This window comes from Achromobacter sp. 1011791174, from assembly GCF_059760925.1.
This window is the reverse complement of record NZ_JCBANH010000001.1, coordinates 95,526-112,772: the sequence shown is the minus strand read 5'-3', so window position 1 is coordinate 112,772 and position 17,247 is coordinate 95,526. Positions and strand designations below refer to the sequence as shown.

The 17,247-nt window shown below is 65.8% G+C and carries 10 protein-coding genes; 4 read left to right on the top strand and 6 right to left on the bottom strand.

Going from position 1 to position 17,247, the window contains the following annotated elements:
* Nucleotide 1 precedes the first annotated feature (1 nt).
* The 3 genes from rpsG to AC6LJ5_RS00490 form a co-directional block, all read right to left on the bottom strand.
* Nucleotides 2-472, bottom strand: a complete 471-nt coding sequence (rpsG, locus tag AC6LJ5_RS00500) for a 30S ribosomal protein S7 (RefSeq protein WP_103271744.1) — start codon at nucleotides 470-472, stop codon at nucleotides 2-4.
* Nucleotides 473-641: 169 nt separating this feature from the next.
* A complete protein-coding gene (rpsL, locus tag AC6LJ5_RS00495; RefSeq protein ID WP_005017264.1) occupies nucleotides 642-1,019 on the bottom strand; it encodes a 30S ribosomal protein S12 in 378 nt (125 codons plus the stop codon).
* 666 nt (nucleotides 1,020-1,685) lie between these two features.
* Nucleotides 1,686-2,387 carry a response regulator transcription factor gene (locus tag AC6LJ5_RS00490; RefSeq protein ID WP_103271745.1) on the bottom strand — a complete coding sequence of 234 codons (702 nt, stop codon included), beginning with the start codon at nucleotides 2,385-2,387 and terminating at the stop codon, nucleotides 1,686-1,688.
* Between the two features lie 268 nt (nucleotides 2,388-2,655).
* Here AC6LJ5_RS00490 and AC6LJ5_RS00485 point away from each other — a divergent pair, with 268 nt between their 5' ends.
* The 3 genes from AC6LJ5_RS00485 to AC6LJ5_RS00475 are packed head-to-tail and all read left to right on the top strand — an operon-like array spanning nucleotide 2,656 to nucleotide 6,843.
* The gene (locus AC6LJ5_RS00485; protein ID WP_103271746.1) at nucleotides 2,656-3,369 is read left to right on the top strand and encodes a response regulator transcription factor; all 714 of its coding nucleotides are present in this window, start codon (nucleotides 2,656-2,658) and stop codon (nucleotides 3,367-3,369) included.
* Between the two features lie 38 nt (nucleotides 3,370-3,407).
* On the top strand, nucleotides 3,408-4,514 hold the full coding sequence (locus tag AC6LJ5_RS00480) for a FecR domain-containing protein (protein ID WP_103271747.1): 1,107 nt from the start codon (nucleotides 3,408-3,410) through the stop codon (nucleotides 4,512-4,514).
* 13 nt (nucleotides 4,515-4,527) lie between these two features.
* A complete protein-coding gene (locus AC6LJ5_RS00475; protein WP_392413081.1) occupies nucleotides 4,528-6,843 on the top strand; it encodes a CHASE2 domain-containing protein in 2,316 nt (771 codons plus the stop codon).
* Nucleotides 6,844-6,858: 15 nt separating this feature from the next.
* Here the strand turns inward: AC6LJ5_RS00475 and AC6LJ5_RS00470 are convergent, their stop codons facing one another.
* A complete protein-coding gene (locus tag AC6LJ5_RS00470; RefSeq protein ID WP_498139561.1) occupies nucleotides 6,859-8,145 on the bottom strand; it encodes a serine/threonine-protein kinase in 1,287 nt (428 codons plus the stop codon).
* A 159-nt stretch (nucleotides 8,146-8,304) separates the two neighbouring features.
* Between AC6LJ5_RS00470 and AC6LJ5_RS00465 the strand changes: the two genes are divergently transcribed.
* A complete protein-coding gene (locus AC6LJ5_RS00465) occupies nucleotides 8,305-8,700 on the top strand; it encodes a TssQ family T6SS-associated lipoprotein (protein ID WP_103271750.1) in 396 nt (131 codons plus the stop codon).
* Nucleotides 8,701-8,838: 138 nt separating this feature from the next.
* On the opposite strand, the gene rpoC is transcribed toward AC6LJ5_RS00465, so the two are convergent.
* Both rpoC and rpoB read right to left on the bottom strand, forming a co-directional pair.
* Nucleotides 8,839-13,083 (bottom strand): DNA-directed RNA polymerase subunit beta', encoded by a 4,245-nt coding sequence (gene rpoC, locus AC6LJ5_RS00460; RefSeq protein WP_103271751.1) that lies wholly within the window; start codon nucleotides 13,081-13,083, stop codon nucleotides 8,839-8,841.
* Nucleotides 13,083-17,195 (bottom strand): DNA-directed RNA polymerase subunit beta, encoded by a 4,113-nt coding sequence (rpoB, locus tag AC6LJ5_RS00455; RefSeq protein WP_103271752.1) that lies wholly within the window; start codon nucleotides 17,193-17,195, stop codon nucleotides 13,083-13,085. Before rpoB ends, rpoC begins: the two co-directional genes overlap by 1 nt.
* Nucleotides 17,196-17,247: the final 52 nt, after the last annotated feature.

Sequence of the window (17,247 nt, the reverse complement as noted above, 5' to 3'; positions counted from 1 at the left end):
ATTACCAGCGGAAATGGCTGAAAGCCTTGTTGGCTTCGGCCATCTTGTGCGTGTCTTCGCGCTTCTTCATCGCGGCGCCACGACCTTCGGACGCATCGATCAGTTCGCCAGCCAGACGCAGATCCATCGACTTCTCGCCACGCTTCTTGGCGGCTTCACGGAGCCAACGCATAGCCAGGGCCAGGCGGCGCACGGGGCGCACTTCAACCGGCACTTGGTAGTTGGCACCGCCAACGCGGCGGCTCTTCACTTCGACGATCGGCTTGATGTTGTTGATCGCCGTGCTGAACACCTCGATCGGCTCCTTGCCGGTCTTGGTGGCGACTTGCTCGAGGGCACCGTAAACGATGCGCTCGGCGACGGCCTTCTTGCCGTCCAGCATGACGACGTTCATGAACTTGGCGAGCTCGACGCTGCCGAACTTGGGATCGGGCAGAATCTCGCGCTTGGGTACTTCGCGACGACGGGGCATTGTTGCTTCCTTGTGTCTGTTCAGTTGAACCGTGTTTCATTACACGGCCATGGCCGCCCATTACAGTGACGGCCCCTTACGTGCTGCACACTATTCCAGCTTCCACTGGCGCAGCTGCACACTTTCCGGTCTGCGGAACATCCGCGGCCGGGGTACTGCGATACAGCGATTAAGCCTTCTTCGGACGCTTGGCGCCGTACTTCGAGCGGGCTTGCTTACGGTCCTTGACGCCTTGCAGGTCGAGGGAACCGCGCACGATGTGATAACGCACACCGGGCAAGTCCTTCACACGACCGCCACGCACCAGAACGACCGAGTGCTCTTGCAGGTTGTGGCCTTCACCGCCGATGTACGAAATGACTTCGTAACCGTTGGTCAGACGCACCTTGGCGACCTTACGCAGAGCGGAGTTCGGCTTCTTGGGGGTGGTGGTGTACACGCGGGTGCACACGCCGCGGCGTTGCGGGCAGTTTTCGAGCGCGGGGCTCTTGCTCTTGATGATGCTGACTTCGCGCGGCTTGCGCACGAGTTGGCTGATGGTAGGCATGACCTTTGAAATCCCTTTTACGTACCACTGGTAAGTACTTACGTACTCGTCTCTTCGAGCGATATGCTCTCGGAGAAGGCGGCTCGCGCAAGACCGCCTCTAACGTCAGATACGTAAAAGAGCGGGCCTGCCAGCAAACCATGGAACGCGCAGTACCGGAAACTGCGGAAAGCGAGGCGGCCACGGCATGTATCACATGAGCATGCATCGCATGCCTGTACACACACCTGGCTGCGGGGCGGGACGGCTCGTGACGCACCTCCTGACCCTGCGGTGACCTGCAAGAAGCAAGCCATGCCTGTCCTTTCCACCTTTTTCCGCGCCCGAAAACCATACGGGCTCTGCGCGCAAATAAAGCAGTAAGCCCTTTAGCATAACTTGGAAAGCGCTGCACTGTCAAAGAACTTTATATGCGCAGCGCAGCGGCGTGTTGGCGGCAGAAGACAGCCGATTCGGCGTAGCTGATCGGAAATGGGGCCGCATTACGCGCAAGAAGCGCGCCCGTGACAGGCTCAAGGAGCACGGCTGCGGCCTGACCGCAGGGCGGAGAATCCAAGGCTAACCGGCAATCCGGCGGAACGGCATGAACGCGCAGCGCCCAGGGGCGTGCGGCCATTGCCGGCACGGCACGGCACGGCTCGGTGCGACGCACGCTGCCGAAGGACCCTATTGGTCGGCGAACAGGTAGCCGCTGCCGTACACGGTACGGATGGGCAGCATCACGCCGGCCAGCTCGGCCTTGCGCCGCAGGCGGCTGACGATCACGTCGATGCTGCGCGAGCCGCTGGAGCGGGCGCCGCCGCCTTCGACACGCAGCTCATCGCCCAATTCATTGCGGCCGACCGCCCTCCCCGCCACTTCCAGCAGCGAGCGGACGATCAGGCGTTCGTTGGCCGACAGCGAGATGGCGGTGCCCGACGGCGCGACCAGCGTCCAGCCCTGGTCGCGCAGTTCCCACTGCCCGCTGGCGGCGCCGTCCGCGCCTGCGGCCGGCTGTCCCACGGGCAGACGGCGCGCCAGCGCCAGCAGCATGCAGGCCAGTTCGCGCGGATCCTGCGCGCCGGGCAGGCAGGCGTCGGCGCCGCTTTGCAGGCAACGCAAGCGGTCATCCAGCGAAAGCGCCTTGCCGGTCACGATGATGCCCAGCGCCGAAGAGCCATGCAGCCGGGCGATCAGGGCGTAGCCAATTTCGCCCAGGGCATCCACATCGAGTACGACGGCGTCGTGGACGCCGCTATTCAACAAGCCGAACAGTTCGAGAGAAGTCGAACAGCCGCGGGCCGAAATGCCAGCCTGCAGCAGCGCCGAAACGGCAGCAGTGCGAGCCTGCTCGTCCGGCGACATCATAAGTATGCGCAGTTGATTCATTTTCCATCCCACCCCAACCCCAAGTCCCGCATCGCCGCCGGCTTGTCATGCCTGGCGGCGGGCGACGCAGTTGAGACAGTGTGGCGGCTTGTTGCGCAACAACTCCAGTCAAGATTCGTCAAGTTTGCAAAGTTTGACGGTTGTTGGCATGACTTCGTCAGGGATCCGCCGCCCGAGTTATCATTCGTTTACACAAATTTCCCCACTCCGCAACAGGAAGCCGCTACGCGTACGTGCGCAGCCCCCTCCGCGAGACACAACGCCGCCTATGAAAATCGCGTCGCTGGAAGACGACCTGGACCAAGCACGCCGTATCCAGCAGGTTCTGACGGCTGCTGGCTATACATGCAGCAGCTATCAGCAGAGCCGCGACCTGCTCTCGGCCATGCGCAACGAGAGCTTCGATCTGGTACTGCTGGACTGGCACCTGCCCGATATCGACGGCGACGACGTGGTGCGCTGGCTGCGCGCCAATATCGGCCCGCGCATCCCGGTCATTTTCCTGACCAACCGCTCCAGCGAGGACGACCTGGTCGAAGGGCTGCGCGCCGGCGCCGATGACTACATCGTCAAGCCATTGCGCCCCCTGGAATTGCTGGCCAGGGTGGCCGCCCTGCTGCGCCGCAGCCAGATCGCCGAACCCGCGGACGAATCGTTCGACGTGGCGAACTACCGCGTCGAGCCCTCCGCCCGCACCATCGCGCTGAACGGCAAGGCTGTCACGCTGGCGCCCAAGGAATTCGAGCTCGCGCTGCTGTTCTTTCGCAATCTGGGCCGGCTCATGTCGCGCGACGTGCTGGCCGAATGCGTGTGGAACAGGGAAATTCCGGCCACCTCGCGCACGCTGGACACGCACCTGTCCAACATCCGGCAAAAGCTGCAGCTGCGGCCGGAACACGGCGTGCGCCTGACCTCGTCCTATGCGCTGGGTTACCGCCTGGAGCTGACCAGCGCCCAGGACGACGGCCAGCCCGCGCCGTGAACGCCCCAGCCCATGCCACATCCGGAGAATCGCCCGCCATGCGCCGCCACCGCGCCCTTGCTTCGCTTGTCCTGTTTTCCAGCCTGTTGCTGGGTGCCGTCGCGCATGGCCAGCCCGCGGGTTCGCTGGGAGAGGACTTCATCTACCGCGTGCGCGCCGGCGATACGCTGATCAACATCGCCAACACGTACACGCGCAATTCCGCCAACTGGAATCCGCTGCAGTCGCTGAACAAGATCGTCGCGCCCGAACAGCTGCCGATCGGCCTGGAATTGCACATCCCGCTGTCCATGATTCCGGTCCGGCCTGCAGAAGCGCGCGTCGTGCACGTCAGCGGCCAGGCCTCCGCCGCCGGCAAGACGCTTGCGCCGGGCGCCAGCCTGCCCGAAGGCAGCACCGTCGTCACCGCGCCCAATGGCTTCGTGACGCTGGAACTGGCCGACGGCTCCAAGCTCACGCTGCCCGCGGACGGCTCGGTGGAACTGTCTCGCATGCGGCAATTCGAAGGCACCGGCCTGACCGACTCGGTGGTGCGCGTGCAGCGCGGCAGCGTGGAATCCTCGGTGGCCCCGGAGGGCCAGGGCGTGGGTCGTTTCGAAATCCGCACGCCGGTCGCCGTCACGGGCGTGCGTGGCACGCGCTTCCGCGTGCAAAGCGGCAGCGGCGGCGTGCATAGCGAAGTCCTGGAAGGCAGCGTGCGCCTGCAGCCGCACGCCCCCGGCGCCACGCCGGCCAAGCCCGTGGCCGTGGCCCGCGGCTTCGGCGCGGCGGTCGGCGCAGACGGCACGGTTGCCGGTTTGCGCCAACTGCTGCCGGCTCCGCAGCTGGCCGCGCCGACGCGCGCCGGCGGTCAATGGACCAGCGCGTTCGAGCCGGTGCCCGGCGCCAAGAGCTATCTGGTGCGCGTATCGCGCGACGCCGATGGCGCGCAGCCCGTGTCTTCCGCGCTTTTCGCCAGCAACGACATCCGTTTTCGCGCCCCCGGCGCGGGCACCTACTATGTCTCGGTGCGCGCGGTCGACGACCTGGGCCTGCACGGACAGGATGCCGTCGCCACCTTCGAAGGCATGAGCCAGTTGTCCACCGCGTTCGGCCTGGGCGTGGCCACCGGCACGGGCGGCTTCGTGACGCTGACTGATTACTGAGTTTCCCCGCGCCATGGCCGACGCCGCCCACCCGCAGGACCGCAGCTCGCGCTCAGGACTGTGGCTGGCGGCGGCGCTGATCGCGCTGGCGGCTCTGCTGGGCGCGCTGAACGGGCTGGGCCGCGTCGACCAGATCCTGTATGACCGCGCGGTCGTCATGACGCCGCGCCCGGCATCGCCAGACATCCTGATCGTCGCGATCGATGACGCCACCATCGACGCACTGGGCCGCTGGCCCTGGCGCCGCGCCATCCATGCCGCCCTGCTCGACCGCCTGCAGGGTGCGCGGGCGGTGGGCCTGGACGTGATCTTCGCGGAACCCGACACGATCAACCCGAACGACGACGCGATTCTCGCCGACAGCCTGCGCCGCAACGGCCGCGCGGTGCTGCCCGTGGTGCTGGACCGACTCGACCACCCGGGCAGCATGAGCCTGCCCATCCCGGCGCTGGCCCAGGCCGCGGCGGGGCTGGGCTTCATCAACGCGCGCATCGACGCCGACGGCGTGGTGCGCGAAAGCGTGCTGCGCGTGCACTACGACGGCGACTGGTGGCGCCATCTGGCCCTGACGCTGCTGCGCATCGGCGGCGAATCCGACGTCGCCGGCCGCCTGCTCAAGCGCGCGCAACCGGACGGCGGCATCCTGATCCCCTATTCCGGTCCGCCGGCCCATACCCGCACCGTGTCCTATCTGTCCGTGCTGCGCGGCGACCTGCCGGCGGACGCGCTACGCGGCAAGTATGTGCTGGTCGGCGCCTGGGCCACCGGCCTGAGCGACACCTATCCGACGCCGGTGTCCCATGACACGAGCGGCATGTCGGGCGTTGAAATCGTGGCCAATGTGCTGCAGGCGGCGCGCGACGATATCGCCTACCAGGCGCCGCCGCCCTGGTTGAACGCGCTGTTCTCCGCGCTGCCGGCGCTGCTGGCCTGCCTGGCCTTGTGGCGGCTTTCGCCCAAGCGCGCCCTGCTGGTGTGCCTCGCGCTGCTGGCCGCCGTGCTGGCGGCATCGCTGCTGCTGTTGTCGCAGGCCAATCTGTGGTTCGCCCCCAGCGCGGCGCTGCTGGGCGTCGCGCTCAGCTATCCGATGTGGAGCTGGCGCAGCCAGGAGGCCGCGCTGCGCTACATGGACTACGAGCTGCGCCGTCTGCAGCGCGAGTACCCGCCGGTGCTGAACGAAGCCCGCGCGCAGTCTTTCGGCCACAGCGCCTCGCTCGAGCATCGCGTCGGCGAACTGAGCCGCGCCCTGGCCCGCGTGCGCAACCTGCGGCGCTTCCTGGCGGACGGCCTGGACGGCATGCCGGACGCAACCCTGGTGTTCGACGAACAAGGCCGCATGCAATTCCGCAATCAGGCCGCGGTGATGTATTTCCAGCGGCTGGGCATGCGCCCGCCGCGCGTCGGCCATCCCGCCACGCATCTGCTCGAACGCACGATTTCTGATGATGACGCGCGCCAGCGCCTGGCCGACGCGCTGAGCGGACAGGAACGCGAATCCTCGCCCTGGAGCGCCGACCTGGAAGTGCGCGATCGCGCGGGACGCGACCTGATCCTCAAGTGCGCGCCCATCCACACGGCGGAAGGCCAATTTGCCGGCACGGTGGCCACGCTCACCGACATCTCCAGCATCCGCCAGGCCGAGCGCCAGCGCGAGGAAACGCTGCGTTTCGTGTCGCACGACATGCGCGCGCCGCAAAGCTCGATCCTGGCGTTGATCGACATGCATCACGAAGCGGACGCGCGCGACAGCCAGGACGATACCCTGCGGCGTATCGCCATGCTGGCGCGCCGCACGCTGAACCTGGTGGACGATTTCGTGCACCTGACCCGTGCGGAATCGATGGCCATCCGTCCGGTCGAGCTGGACCTGGGCAGCCTGCTGCAGGATGGCGTGGACGAGTTCTGGGCTGCCGCCCAGAAAAAGAACATCGCGCTGGCGACGCAGCCTGACCTGCCCGTGGCCTATGCGCTGGGCGACCAGACGCTGCTGATGCGGGCGCTGTGCAACCTGATCGACAACGCGATCAAGTACAGCCCGGCCGATACCCGCATCGATTGCGGCATAGAGGAAGACGACGGCTATTGGCGCATCAGCGTGCGCGACCAGGGCCGGGGCATCGCCGCGCAGGACCTGGACAGCCTGTTCGAACCGTTTTCTCGCGTGGCCGCCGATACGCGCAAGGACGTGGGCGGCGCCGGCCTGGGCCTGGCCTTCGTGCGCACGGTGGCGCAACGCCACGGCGGCACCGCGGAGGTCAGCAGTGAACCGGGCCGGGGCTCGGTCTTCAGCCTGCGGCTGCCGATGGCGCCGGAGCACGACGGCCAATAGCCACGCGCCCCCGCGCTATTCGAAGACGTGTGAAATCACCGCGGGCTTGCCCGCCTTGATTTCCAGCGTGCCGCGGTATGGCGGCAGATCCGCATTGCGCAGCACCACCTGATATTTGCCGGGAATCAGGCGCAGCTCCTTCACCGGCGGACTGATGCCACGCGCGACGCCGTTGACCCAGACCTCGCCCCAGGGCCTGATGTCCAGCCGTACCGTCACGGGCGTCGCGATGGGCCGGGGCTTGGGTTCCTCCTGCGGCTGCGCCGGCACCGCCGGCTCGGCCTGGAAGGCGCTGTTGTCCAGGGAACGGGCCGCGCCGATCAGGGCCTCCGTTGAAGGCGGCGCGGCATCCGCGACGGCCGGCGGCTTGAACTCCGCGACGAGCACGGGCATCGTCTGCTGCGCAGGCTGCAGCCCGGGCGGCTCGGCGCGCGCCACTTGCGGCTCGGCTTGCGGCGCGGACGGCTGCGCCGGCGCCTCCGGTCGGACCATGGGCGGGTTCGGCGGCATCAGCTCAGAGCTGGTGATCAGCGCATTGGGCGCGCGGCCGGACTGGAACCAGCCAAAGGTGCCACCCACGATGACCAGCGCCAGCAACAGGCCGATCCATACCGGCTTGCCGCGCTTCGCAGCCGGCTGGCGCAGATGCGCGTCGCCAACCGGCGGCGAGGCCTGCTGCGAGGCGCCGGCCGCGCCCGGGGACGCGGGCACGGCATCTGCGTAGACCACCATGCCCAGCCTGCCCGCCAGATCCGCCAGCGACTGCGGCCGCTCGGCCGGCTGCATGGACAGGCCCTCGTCGATGACGCGCAGGAACTCCTGGCTGTACTTGGACAGGCCCAGCTGGGCCAAGGGTTCGTAGGGGTCGTCGACGCGCCGTTCCGGCGCGGGCGGCGGACGCAGGCCGGTGACCAGCGAGTGCATCACCGCGCACAGCCCATACACGTCGGTCCAGGGCCCGCGCGGCCACTGAGCCGTGTCGGCATACAGTTCGATCGGCGCGAATCCGGGCGCGGGCGGCAGGGAGTTGCGGCGCGAGCGGGCCACCACCAGCTCAGGCAAGAGGTGGGCGCGGGCACCCTCGTCCATGCCGACGGTGTCCAGCGAGATGTCGCCACAGATCTCGCCCTGCGCATGCAAGGACATCAGCGACGGCAACAGATCGGACAGCAGGCGCTTGATGCGCGCCTCCGGCACGCCTCCCGCCGCGGTCGCGGCGATGGCGCTCAGGGGACGCAACGCCAATGGCGCGGCGCCGGAAAAAGGGCCACGCGGCGTCAACAGGCCGGCGGATGATGACATGTTCAAGGCGGTGCTCGGGACGTGCGTACCCGGGAATGACGGTTATTAGCCCGAATATTATCGAATCTGCAACACAAGGACATTGCCGAAAATGTCCGACCGCATCAGGCTGTGGCACGATAGCGCCATCGCCAATCCTCACCAATTCTGCGCATGCCCATGAAAATCCGCTCCTTCGCCGCGCTGGCCGGCGCCGTCACCATGCTTGCCGGTTGCGCCGGCATGCAACGCGCGCTGCCCGAAACGCCCGCCACGCCCCAGGCGCTGGAACAATTGCAACAAGTACGCGACCAGTACGCCGCCGGCCACTACGGCGAAGTGGTGCGCCAGGTGGCGAAGTCGGACGAGCTGGCCGGCTCCACCCGGGCGGTGCGCGTCGAGGCCTACAAGCTCCAGGCTTTCAGCTATTGCGTCACGCGCTACACCCAGCTGTGCGTGGACAGCTTCGCCCGCATCCTGGCCCTGGATCCCTCGTTCGAGCTGGCGCCCAATGAAGCAGGCCACCCGGCCTGGGGACCGGCCTTCCAGCGCGCCCGGGAGCAGGCCGGACGCTAAGGCCCGCGCCCCGCGAATCCCGTCCGCGCAAAAGCCCGCGCGGAAAAACAGAAAGGCCGCCGATTCGCATCGGCGGCCTTTCTTGTTTCCGGCCTCCCCGCGCCGGACTGCGCGCGGGGAGTTGTCCGAAGGCTCCGCTTATTCGGCGGCGTCCTCGGCGCCCAGATCGGCGACAGGGGCGTCCGCATCGGAACCCACCGTGACCGGCGCGTCCTCGAACGGGTTGGCCAGCTGGCGAGCGGCTTCGCGTTCCGCGGCCTCCAGCGCTTCCTTGTCCCTGCGGGCATGGTGGTACGCCAGACCGGTACCGGCCGGGATCAGACGGCCGACGATGACGTTTTCCTTCAAGCCGCGCAGGTCGTCGCGCTTGCCCATGATGGCGGCCTCGGTCAGGACCCGGGTGGTTTCCTGGAACGAAGCGGCCGAGATGAACGAGTCGGTCGACAGCGAGGCCTTGGTGATGCCCAGCAGCACGTTGTCGTAAGAAGCCGGGCGCTTGCCCTCAGCCTCGACGCGGTCGTTCTCGTTCAGCAGCTCAGAGCGCTCGACCTGCTCGCCCGGGATGAACTCGGTATCGCCCGCATCGACGATGTTCACACGGCGCAGCATCTGACGAACAATCACTTCGATGTGCTTGTCGTTGATCTTCACGCCCTGCAGACGGTAAACGTCCTGCACTTCGTCGACGATGTAGGTCGCCAGCTTCTCGATGCCCTGCAGGCGCAGGATGTCGTGGGGATCGGCCGGGCCGTCCACGATCATTTCGCCCTTGTTCACCACCTGGCCGTCGTGCACCAGCACCTGCTTTTCCTTCGGAATCAGGAACTCGTGGCTGACGCCTTCCAGGTCGGTGATGACCAGGCGCTGCTTGCCCTTGGTGTCCTTGCCGAACGAGACCGTGCCGGTGACGTCGGCCAGCATGCCGGCGTCCTTCGGCGAACGGGCTTCGAACAGCTCGGCCACGCGCGGCAGACCCCCGGTAATGTCGCGGGTCTTCTGCGATTCCTGCGGAATACGCGCCAGCACTTCACCAACCGCCACTTGCTGCGTGTCACGCACGGTGATCAGCGCGCCCACCGGGAACGAGATGTTCACCGAGTGATCGGTGCCGGCGATCTTGACGTCGTCGCCGTTCTCGTTGACCAGCTTGATCTGCGGACGCATGACGATCTTGCCGCCGCGCGTCTTGGGCGTGATGACGACCAGCGTCGACAGGCCGGTGACTTCGTCCACCTGCTTGGCGACGGTAACGCCTTCCTCGATGTTCTCGAAGCGCACCGCGCCGCCGTATTCCGACACGATCGGACGGGTCAGCGGGTCCCAGGTCGCCAGACGGGCGCCGGCCTTGACGGCTTCGCCGTCGCCCACCAGCACGGTCGCGCCGTACGGGATCTTGTGGCGTTCGCGTTCGCGGCCGTTGTCGTCGAAGATCGCCAGTTCGCCCGAGCGCGAGATCGCCACGCGTTCGCCCTTGGCGTTGGTGACGTAGCGCATCGTGCTGGCAAAGCCGACGGTACCGGCAGACTTGGTTTCCACCGCGCTGGCCAGGGCCGAACGCGACGCCGCGCCGCCGATGTGGAACGTACGCATCGTCAGCTGCGTGCCCGGTTCACCGATGGACTGGGCGGCGATGACGCCAACCGCTTCGCCCTGGTTGACCGGCGAGCCGCGGCCGAGGTCGCGACCGTAGCAGTGCGCGCACAGGCCGTGACGCGTTTCGCAGGTCAGCGGCGTGCGGACCTTGACTTCGTCCACGCCCAGGCGGTCGATGGTGTCGACCATGTCTTCGTCCAGCAGGGTGCCGGCTTCGATGGCCGTTTCCTGCGTGTCCGGGTTGACAATGTCGATGGCGGCAACGCGGCCCAGGATGCGGTCGCGCAGCGGCTCGATCACTTCACCGCCTTCGACCAGCGCCTTCATGGCGTAGCCTTGCGAGGTGCCGCAATCGTCTTCGGTGATGACCAGGTCCTGCGTCACGTCGACCAGACGACGGGTCAGGTAGCCCGAGTTCGCGGTCTTCAGTGCCGTATCAGCCAGACCCTTACGCGCGCCGTGGGTCGAGATGAAGTACTGCAGCACGTTCAGGCCTTCACGGAAGTTCGCCGTGATGGGCGTCTCGATAATGGAGCCGTCCGGCTTGGCCATCAGGCCGCGCATGCCGGCCAGCTGGCGGATCTGGGCGGCCGAACCACGGGCGCCCGAGTCGGCCATCATGTAGATCGAGTTGAACGATTCCTGGCGCACTTCCTCGCCGTGACGGTTGGTCACGGGTTCGGTGGCCAGCTGTTCCATCATCGCCTTGCCGACCTTGTCGCCGGCCTTGCCCCAGATGTCCACCACGTTGTTGTAGCGTTCCTGGGACGTGACCAGACCCGACGAGTACTGCTTGTCGATTTCCTTCACTTCGCGGCTGGCTTCGGCCAGGATGCTTTCCTTGGCCGACGGGATCAGCATATCGCCCATGGCGATCGAGATGCCGCCGCGCGTGGCCAGGCGGAAGCCCGACTGCATCAGCTTGTCGGCGAAGATCACCGTGTCGCGCAGGCCGCAACGGCGGAACGACTGGTTGATCAGGCGCGAGATTTCCTTTTTCTTCAGCGCCTTGTTCAGCACCGTGAAGGGCAAGCCCTTCGGCAGGATCTCGGACAGCAGCGCGCGGCCGACCGTCGTCTCGTGACGGCGGATCACCGGCTGCCATTCGCCCGCTTCGTCGCGCTCGTGTTCCTTCAGGCGCACGGTGATGCGCGTCTGCAGTTCCACTTCGCCGTTGTCGTAGGCGCGCTGCACTTCAGCGACGTCGGTGAAGAAGATGCCTTCGCCCTTGCCGTTGATGCGCTCGCGGGTCGTGTAGTACAGACCCAGCACGATGTCCTGGGACGGCACGATCGACGGTTCGCCGTTGGCGGGGAACAGCACGTTGTTCGAGGCCAGCATCAGCGTGCGCGCTTCGAGCTGGGCTTCCAGCGACAGCGGCACGTGCACGGCCATCTGGTCACCGTCGAAGTCGGCGTTGAACGCCGCGCAGACCAGCGGGTGCAGCTGGATGGCCTTGCCTTCGATCAGGACCGGTTCGAACGCCTGGATGCCCAAACGGTGCAGCGTGGGCGCACGGTTCAGCATGACCGGGTGTTCGCGGATGACTTCTTCCAGGATGTCCCAGACCACCGGCTCCTGGCTTTCCACCAGCTTCTTGGCGGCCTTGATGGTCGTGGCCAGGCCCATCATCTCCAGGCGATTGAAGATGAACGGCTTGAACAGTTCCAGGGCCATCAGCTTGGGCAGGCCGCACTGATGCAGCTTGAGCTGCGGACCCACCACGATGACCGAACGGCCCGAGTAGTCGACGCGCTTGCCCAGCAGGTTCTGACGGAAACGACCGCTCTTGCCCTTGATCATGTCGGCCAGGGACTTGAGCTGGCGCTTGTTGGCGCCCGTCATGGCCTTGCCACGGCGGCCGTTGTCCAGCAGCGAGTCGACGGCTTCCTGCAGCATGCGCTTTTCGTTGCGCAGGATGATTTCAGGGGCCTTCAGCTCCAGCAGGCGCTTCAGACGGTTGTTGCGGTTGATGACGCGGCGGTACAGGTCGTTCAGGTCGGAGGTCGCGAAGCGGCCGCCGTCCAGCGGCACCAGCGGACGCAGGTCCGGCGGCAGCACGGGCAGCACTTCCATGACCATCCACTCGGCCTTGATGCCGGACTTCTGGAAGCCTTCCAGCACCTTCAGGCGCTTGGAGATCTTCTTGATCTTGGCTTCCGAGCTGGTGGCCTTCAGTTCGCCGCGCAGCGTTTCCACTTCGCGGTCGATGTCGATGGTGCGCAGCAGTTCGCGCACGGCTTCGGCGCCCATCAGCGCGCGGAAGTCGTCACCGTATTCCTCGGTCTTGGCGAGGAAGTCGTCGTCGGACATGATCTGACCGCGCTTGAGCGGGGTCATGCCGGGTTCGATCACGCACCAGGCTTCGAAGTACAGCACGCGTTCGATGTCGCGCAGGGTCATGTCGAGCACCATGCCCAGACGCGAGGGCAGGCTCTTCAGGAACCAGATGTGCGCGACCGGGCTGGCCAGCTCGATGTGGCCCATGCGCTCGCGGCGCACCTTGGCGACGGTCACTTCAACGCCGCACTTCTCGCAGATCACGCCGCGGTGCTTCAGGCGCTTGTACTTGCCGCACAAGCACTCGTAGTCCTTGATCGGGCCGAAGATCTTCGAGCAGAACAGACCGTCGCGCTCGGGCTTGAAGGTGCGGTAGTTGATCGTCTCGGGCTTGCGGACTTCGCCGTAGGACCACGAACGGATCTTCTCCGGCGAGGCGATGCCGATCTTGATGGCATCGAATTGCTCGTCTTGCGAGACTTGCTTAAAGAGGTCGAGTAGCGCTTTCATTAGTTACGCTCCAAATCCATGTCCAGGGCCAACGAGCGGATTTCCTTGACCAGCACGTTGAACGATTCCGGCATGCCGGCATCGATGACGTGATCGCCCTTGACGATGTTTTCGTATACCTTGGTGCGGCCGGTGATGTCGTCGGACTTCACCGTCAGCATTTCCTGCAGGGTGTAGGACGCGCCGTACGCTTCCAGCGCCCACACTTCCATTTCCCCGAAACGCTGGCCGCCGAACTGCGCCTTGCCGCCCAGAGGCTGCTGCGTGACCAGCGAGTACGGACCCGTGGAACGCGCGTGCATCTTGTCGTCGACCAAGTGGTGCAGCTTCAGGTAGTGCATGTAGCCGACGGTCACCGGGCGCTCGAATTTCTCGCCGGTGCGGCCGTCGAACAGCCAGGCCTGCGTGCGCGACGGGGTCAGCTGCATGCGCTTGGCGACGTCGTCCGGATAGGCCAGCTCGAGCATCGTCGTGATTTCCTCTTCGGTCGCGCCGTCGAACACGGGCGTCGCGAACGGCACGCCGTTCTTGAGGTTCTGCGCCATTTCCATGACTTCGTCGTCGGTCAGCTCGTCGATGCGCGCGCCCGAACCGGTCGTGTTGTAGACCTTGTCCAGGTAGGCGCGGACGTTCTTGACCTGCGCGGTGCGCTCGTCGCGCAGCATGTCGGCGATGCGATGGCCCACGCCCTTGGCGGCCCAGCCCAAGTGCACTTCCAGCACCTGGCCCACGTTCATCCGCGAGGGCACGCCCAGCGGGTTCAGAACGATGTCGGCGGGGGTGCCGTCAGCCATGTGCGGCATGTCCTCGACCGGGGTGATGCGCGAGACCACGCCCTTGTTGCCGTGACGGCCGGCCATCTTGTCGCCAGGCTGCAGGCGGCGCTTCACGGCCAGGTAGACCTTGATCATCTTGAGCACGCCCGGCGGCAGCTCGTCGCCTTGCGTCAGCTTCTTGCGCTTTTCTTCGAAAGCCAGGTCGAACTGGTGGCGCTTCTGCTCCAGCGATTCCTTGGCCTGCTCCAGCACGACGGCGTGCGGCTCGTCGGCCAGGCGGATGTCGAACCACTGCCAGCGGTCCAGATCAGCCAGGTAGGCCTTGGTGATCGTGGCGCCCTTGGCCAGCTTGCGCGGGCCGCCGTTGACGGTCTTGCCGACCAGCAGCTTCTCGATACGGTCGAACTGGTCGTTCTCGACGATGCGCAGCTGGTCGTTCAGGTCCTGGCGGTAGCGGCGCAGTTCATCGTCGATGATGGACTGGGCGCGCTTGTCGCGCACGATGCCTTCGCGGGTGAACACCTGCACGTCGATGACGGTGCCGGTCATGCCCGAGGGCACGCGCAGCGAGGTGTCCTTAACGTCGGACGCCTTTTCACCGAAGATGGCGCGCAGCAGCTTTTCTTCCGGCGTCAGCTGGGTCTCGCCCTTGGGCGTGACCTTGCCGACCAGCACGTCGTCGGCGCTGACTTCGGCGCCGATGTAGCAGATGCCCGAATCGTCCAGGCGGTTCAGCTGGGTTTCGGCCAGGTTGCTGATGTCGCGCGTGATTTCTTCCGGTCCGAGCTTGGTGTCACGGGCGACGACCGTCAGTTCCTCGATGTGCACCGAGGTGTAGCGGTCATCGGCCACGACCTTTTCCGAGATCAGGATCGAGTCTTCGAAGTTGTAGCCGTTCCAGGGCATGAACGCGATCAGCATGTTCTGGCCCAGGGCGAGTTCGCCCAGGTCCGTCGACGCGCCGTCGGCCAGCACGTCACCCTTGGCGACGCGATCGCCGCGCTTGACGATGGGACGCTGGTTGATGTTCGTGTTCTGGTTGGAACGCGTGTACTTGATCAGGTTGTAGATGTCCACGCCGACTTCGCCGGCCACGTTTTCATCGTCGTTCACGCGGATAACCACGCGTTCGGCGTCGACATGGTCGACCAGACCGCCACGCAGCGCCTGCACGGTGGTGCCCGAGTCAACGGCCACGGTGCGCTCGATGCCCGTACCCACGACCGGCTTTTCCGGACGCAGGCAAGGCACGGCCTGACGTTGCATGTTGGCGCCCATCAGCGCGCGGTTCGCGTCGTCGTGCTCCAGGAACGGAATCAGCGAGGCCGCGACCGACACGATCTGCGACGGGGCCACGTCCATGTAGTGCACGTTGGCCGGCGCGGTCAGCATGGTTTCGCCCGCTTCGCGGCAGGCCACCAGGTCGTCGACGAAACGGCCGTCTTCGTCCAGCGCGGCGTTGGCCTGCGCGATGACGTAGTGGCTTTCCTCGATGGCCGACAGGTAGTCGATCTGGTCGCTGACCTTGCCGTCGATGATCTTGCGGTAAGGCGTTTCCAGGAAGCCGTACTCGTTCAGGCGAGCGTACAGCGCCATGGAGTTGATCAGGCCGATGTTCGGGCCTTCCGGCGTTTCGATCGGGCAGACGCGGCCGTAGTGGGTCGGGTGCACGTCGCGGACTTCGAAGCCGGCGCGCTCGCGGGTCAGACCGCCCGGGCCCAGTGCGGAAACGCGACGCTTGTGCGTGATTTCCGACAGCGGGTTGGTCTGGTCCATGAACTGCGACAGCTGGCTCGAACCGAAGAACTCCTTGATGGCGGCCGAAATCGGCTTGGAGTTGATCAGGTCGTGCGGCATCAGGTTTTCGGTCTCGGCCTGGCCCAGACGTTCCTTGACGGCGCGCTCGACGCGCACCAGGCCGGCGCGGAACTGGTTCTCGGCCAGTTCGCCCACGCAACGCACGCGGCGGTTGCCCAGGTGATCGATGTCATCGATCTGGCCACGGCCGTTACGCAGCTCGACCAGCACCTTGATGGTTTCAAGGATGTCTTCGTTGGTCAGCGTCATCGGACCGGTGATGTCCTCGCCACGGCCCAGACGGCTGTTGACCTTCATGCGGCCGACGCGCGACAGGTCGTACGTCTCTTCGCTGTAGAACAGGCGCTGGAACAGGGCCTCGACGGCTTCCTCGGTGGGCGGCTCGCCGGGGCGCATCATGCGGTAGATCGCCACGCGCGCGGCCATCTGGTCGGCGGTTTCGTCGGTGCGCAGGGTCTGCGAGATGTAGGGGCCGCGGTCCAGGTCGTTCGTGTAGAGCGTCTGGATGTCGTGCACGTTGGCGGCGCGCAGGGCGGCCAGCACGCTTTCCGTGATCTCGTCGTTGGCGTTGGCGATGACCTCGCCGGTGTCCGCGTCAACGATGTTCTTGGCCAGCACGCGGCCGTACAGGAACTCTTCAGGCACCGAGATGCGCTGGATGCCGCCGGCAGCCAGATCGCGCAGGTGCTTGGTGTTGATGCGCTTGTCCTTTTCGACGATGACCTTGCCGGAGCGGTCCGAGATGTCGAAACGGGCCATTTCGCCCTTCCAGCGCTCGGGCACGAATTCCATCATCGCGCCTTCGCTCTTCAGCTCGAAATTATCGAAGTCGAAGAAGTTGGCCAGGATGGTTTCCGGCGTCATGCCGATGGCCTTGCACAGGATCGTGACAGGCATCTTGCGGCGACGGTCGACGCGGAAGAACAGCACGTCCTTCGGGTCGAATTCGAAGTCCAGCCACGAACCGCGGTAAGGAATCACGCGGGCCGAGAACAGGAGCTTGCCGGAGCTGTGGGTCTTGCCGCGGTCGTGCTCGAAGAACACGCCGGGCGAGCGGTGCAGCTGCGACACGATGACGCGCTCGGTGCCGTTGATGACGAAGGAACCGGTGCCGGTCATGAGCGGAATCTCGCCCATGTAGACTTCCTGTTCCTTGACTTCCTTGACCGTGGGCTTGCTGACCTCGCGGTCGAGCAGCACCAGGCGCACCTTCGCGCGCAGGGGCGACGCATAGGTCAGGCCACGTTGCTGACATTCCTTGACATCGAACACCGGTTCGCCGAGCACATAGCTCACGAACTCCAAGCGCGCCATACCGTTGTGACTAACGATCGGGAAAATCGACGTGAACGCCGCCTGCAAACCGTCGGCTACGCGTTCGGACGGGGCGGTATCCGCCTGCAGGAAAGTTAGGTAGGATTGAAGCTGAGTCGCCAGCAGGAAAGGAACGTTTTGAACGTCTTCACGCTTGGCGAAGCTTTTGCGGATGCGCTTTTTTTCGGTGTACGAGTAAGGCATGAGCACTCCGACTCGAGGTTGCATGGGCCGTCAACCACGGCCCCAGGTGATA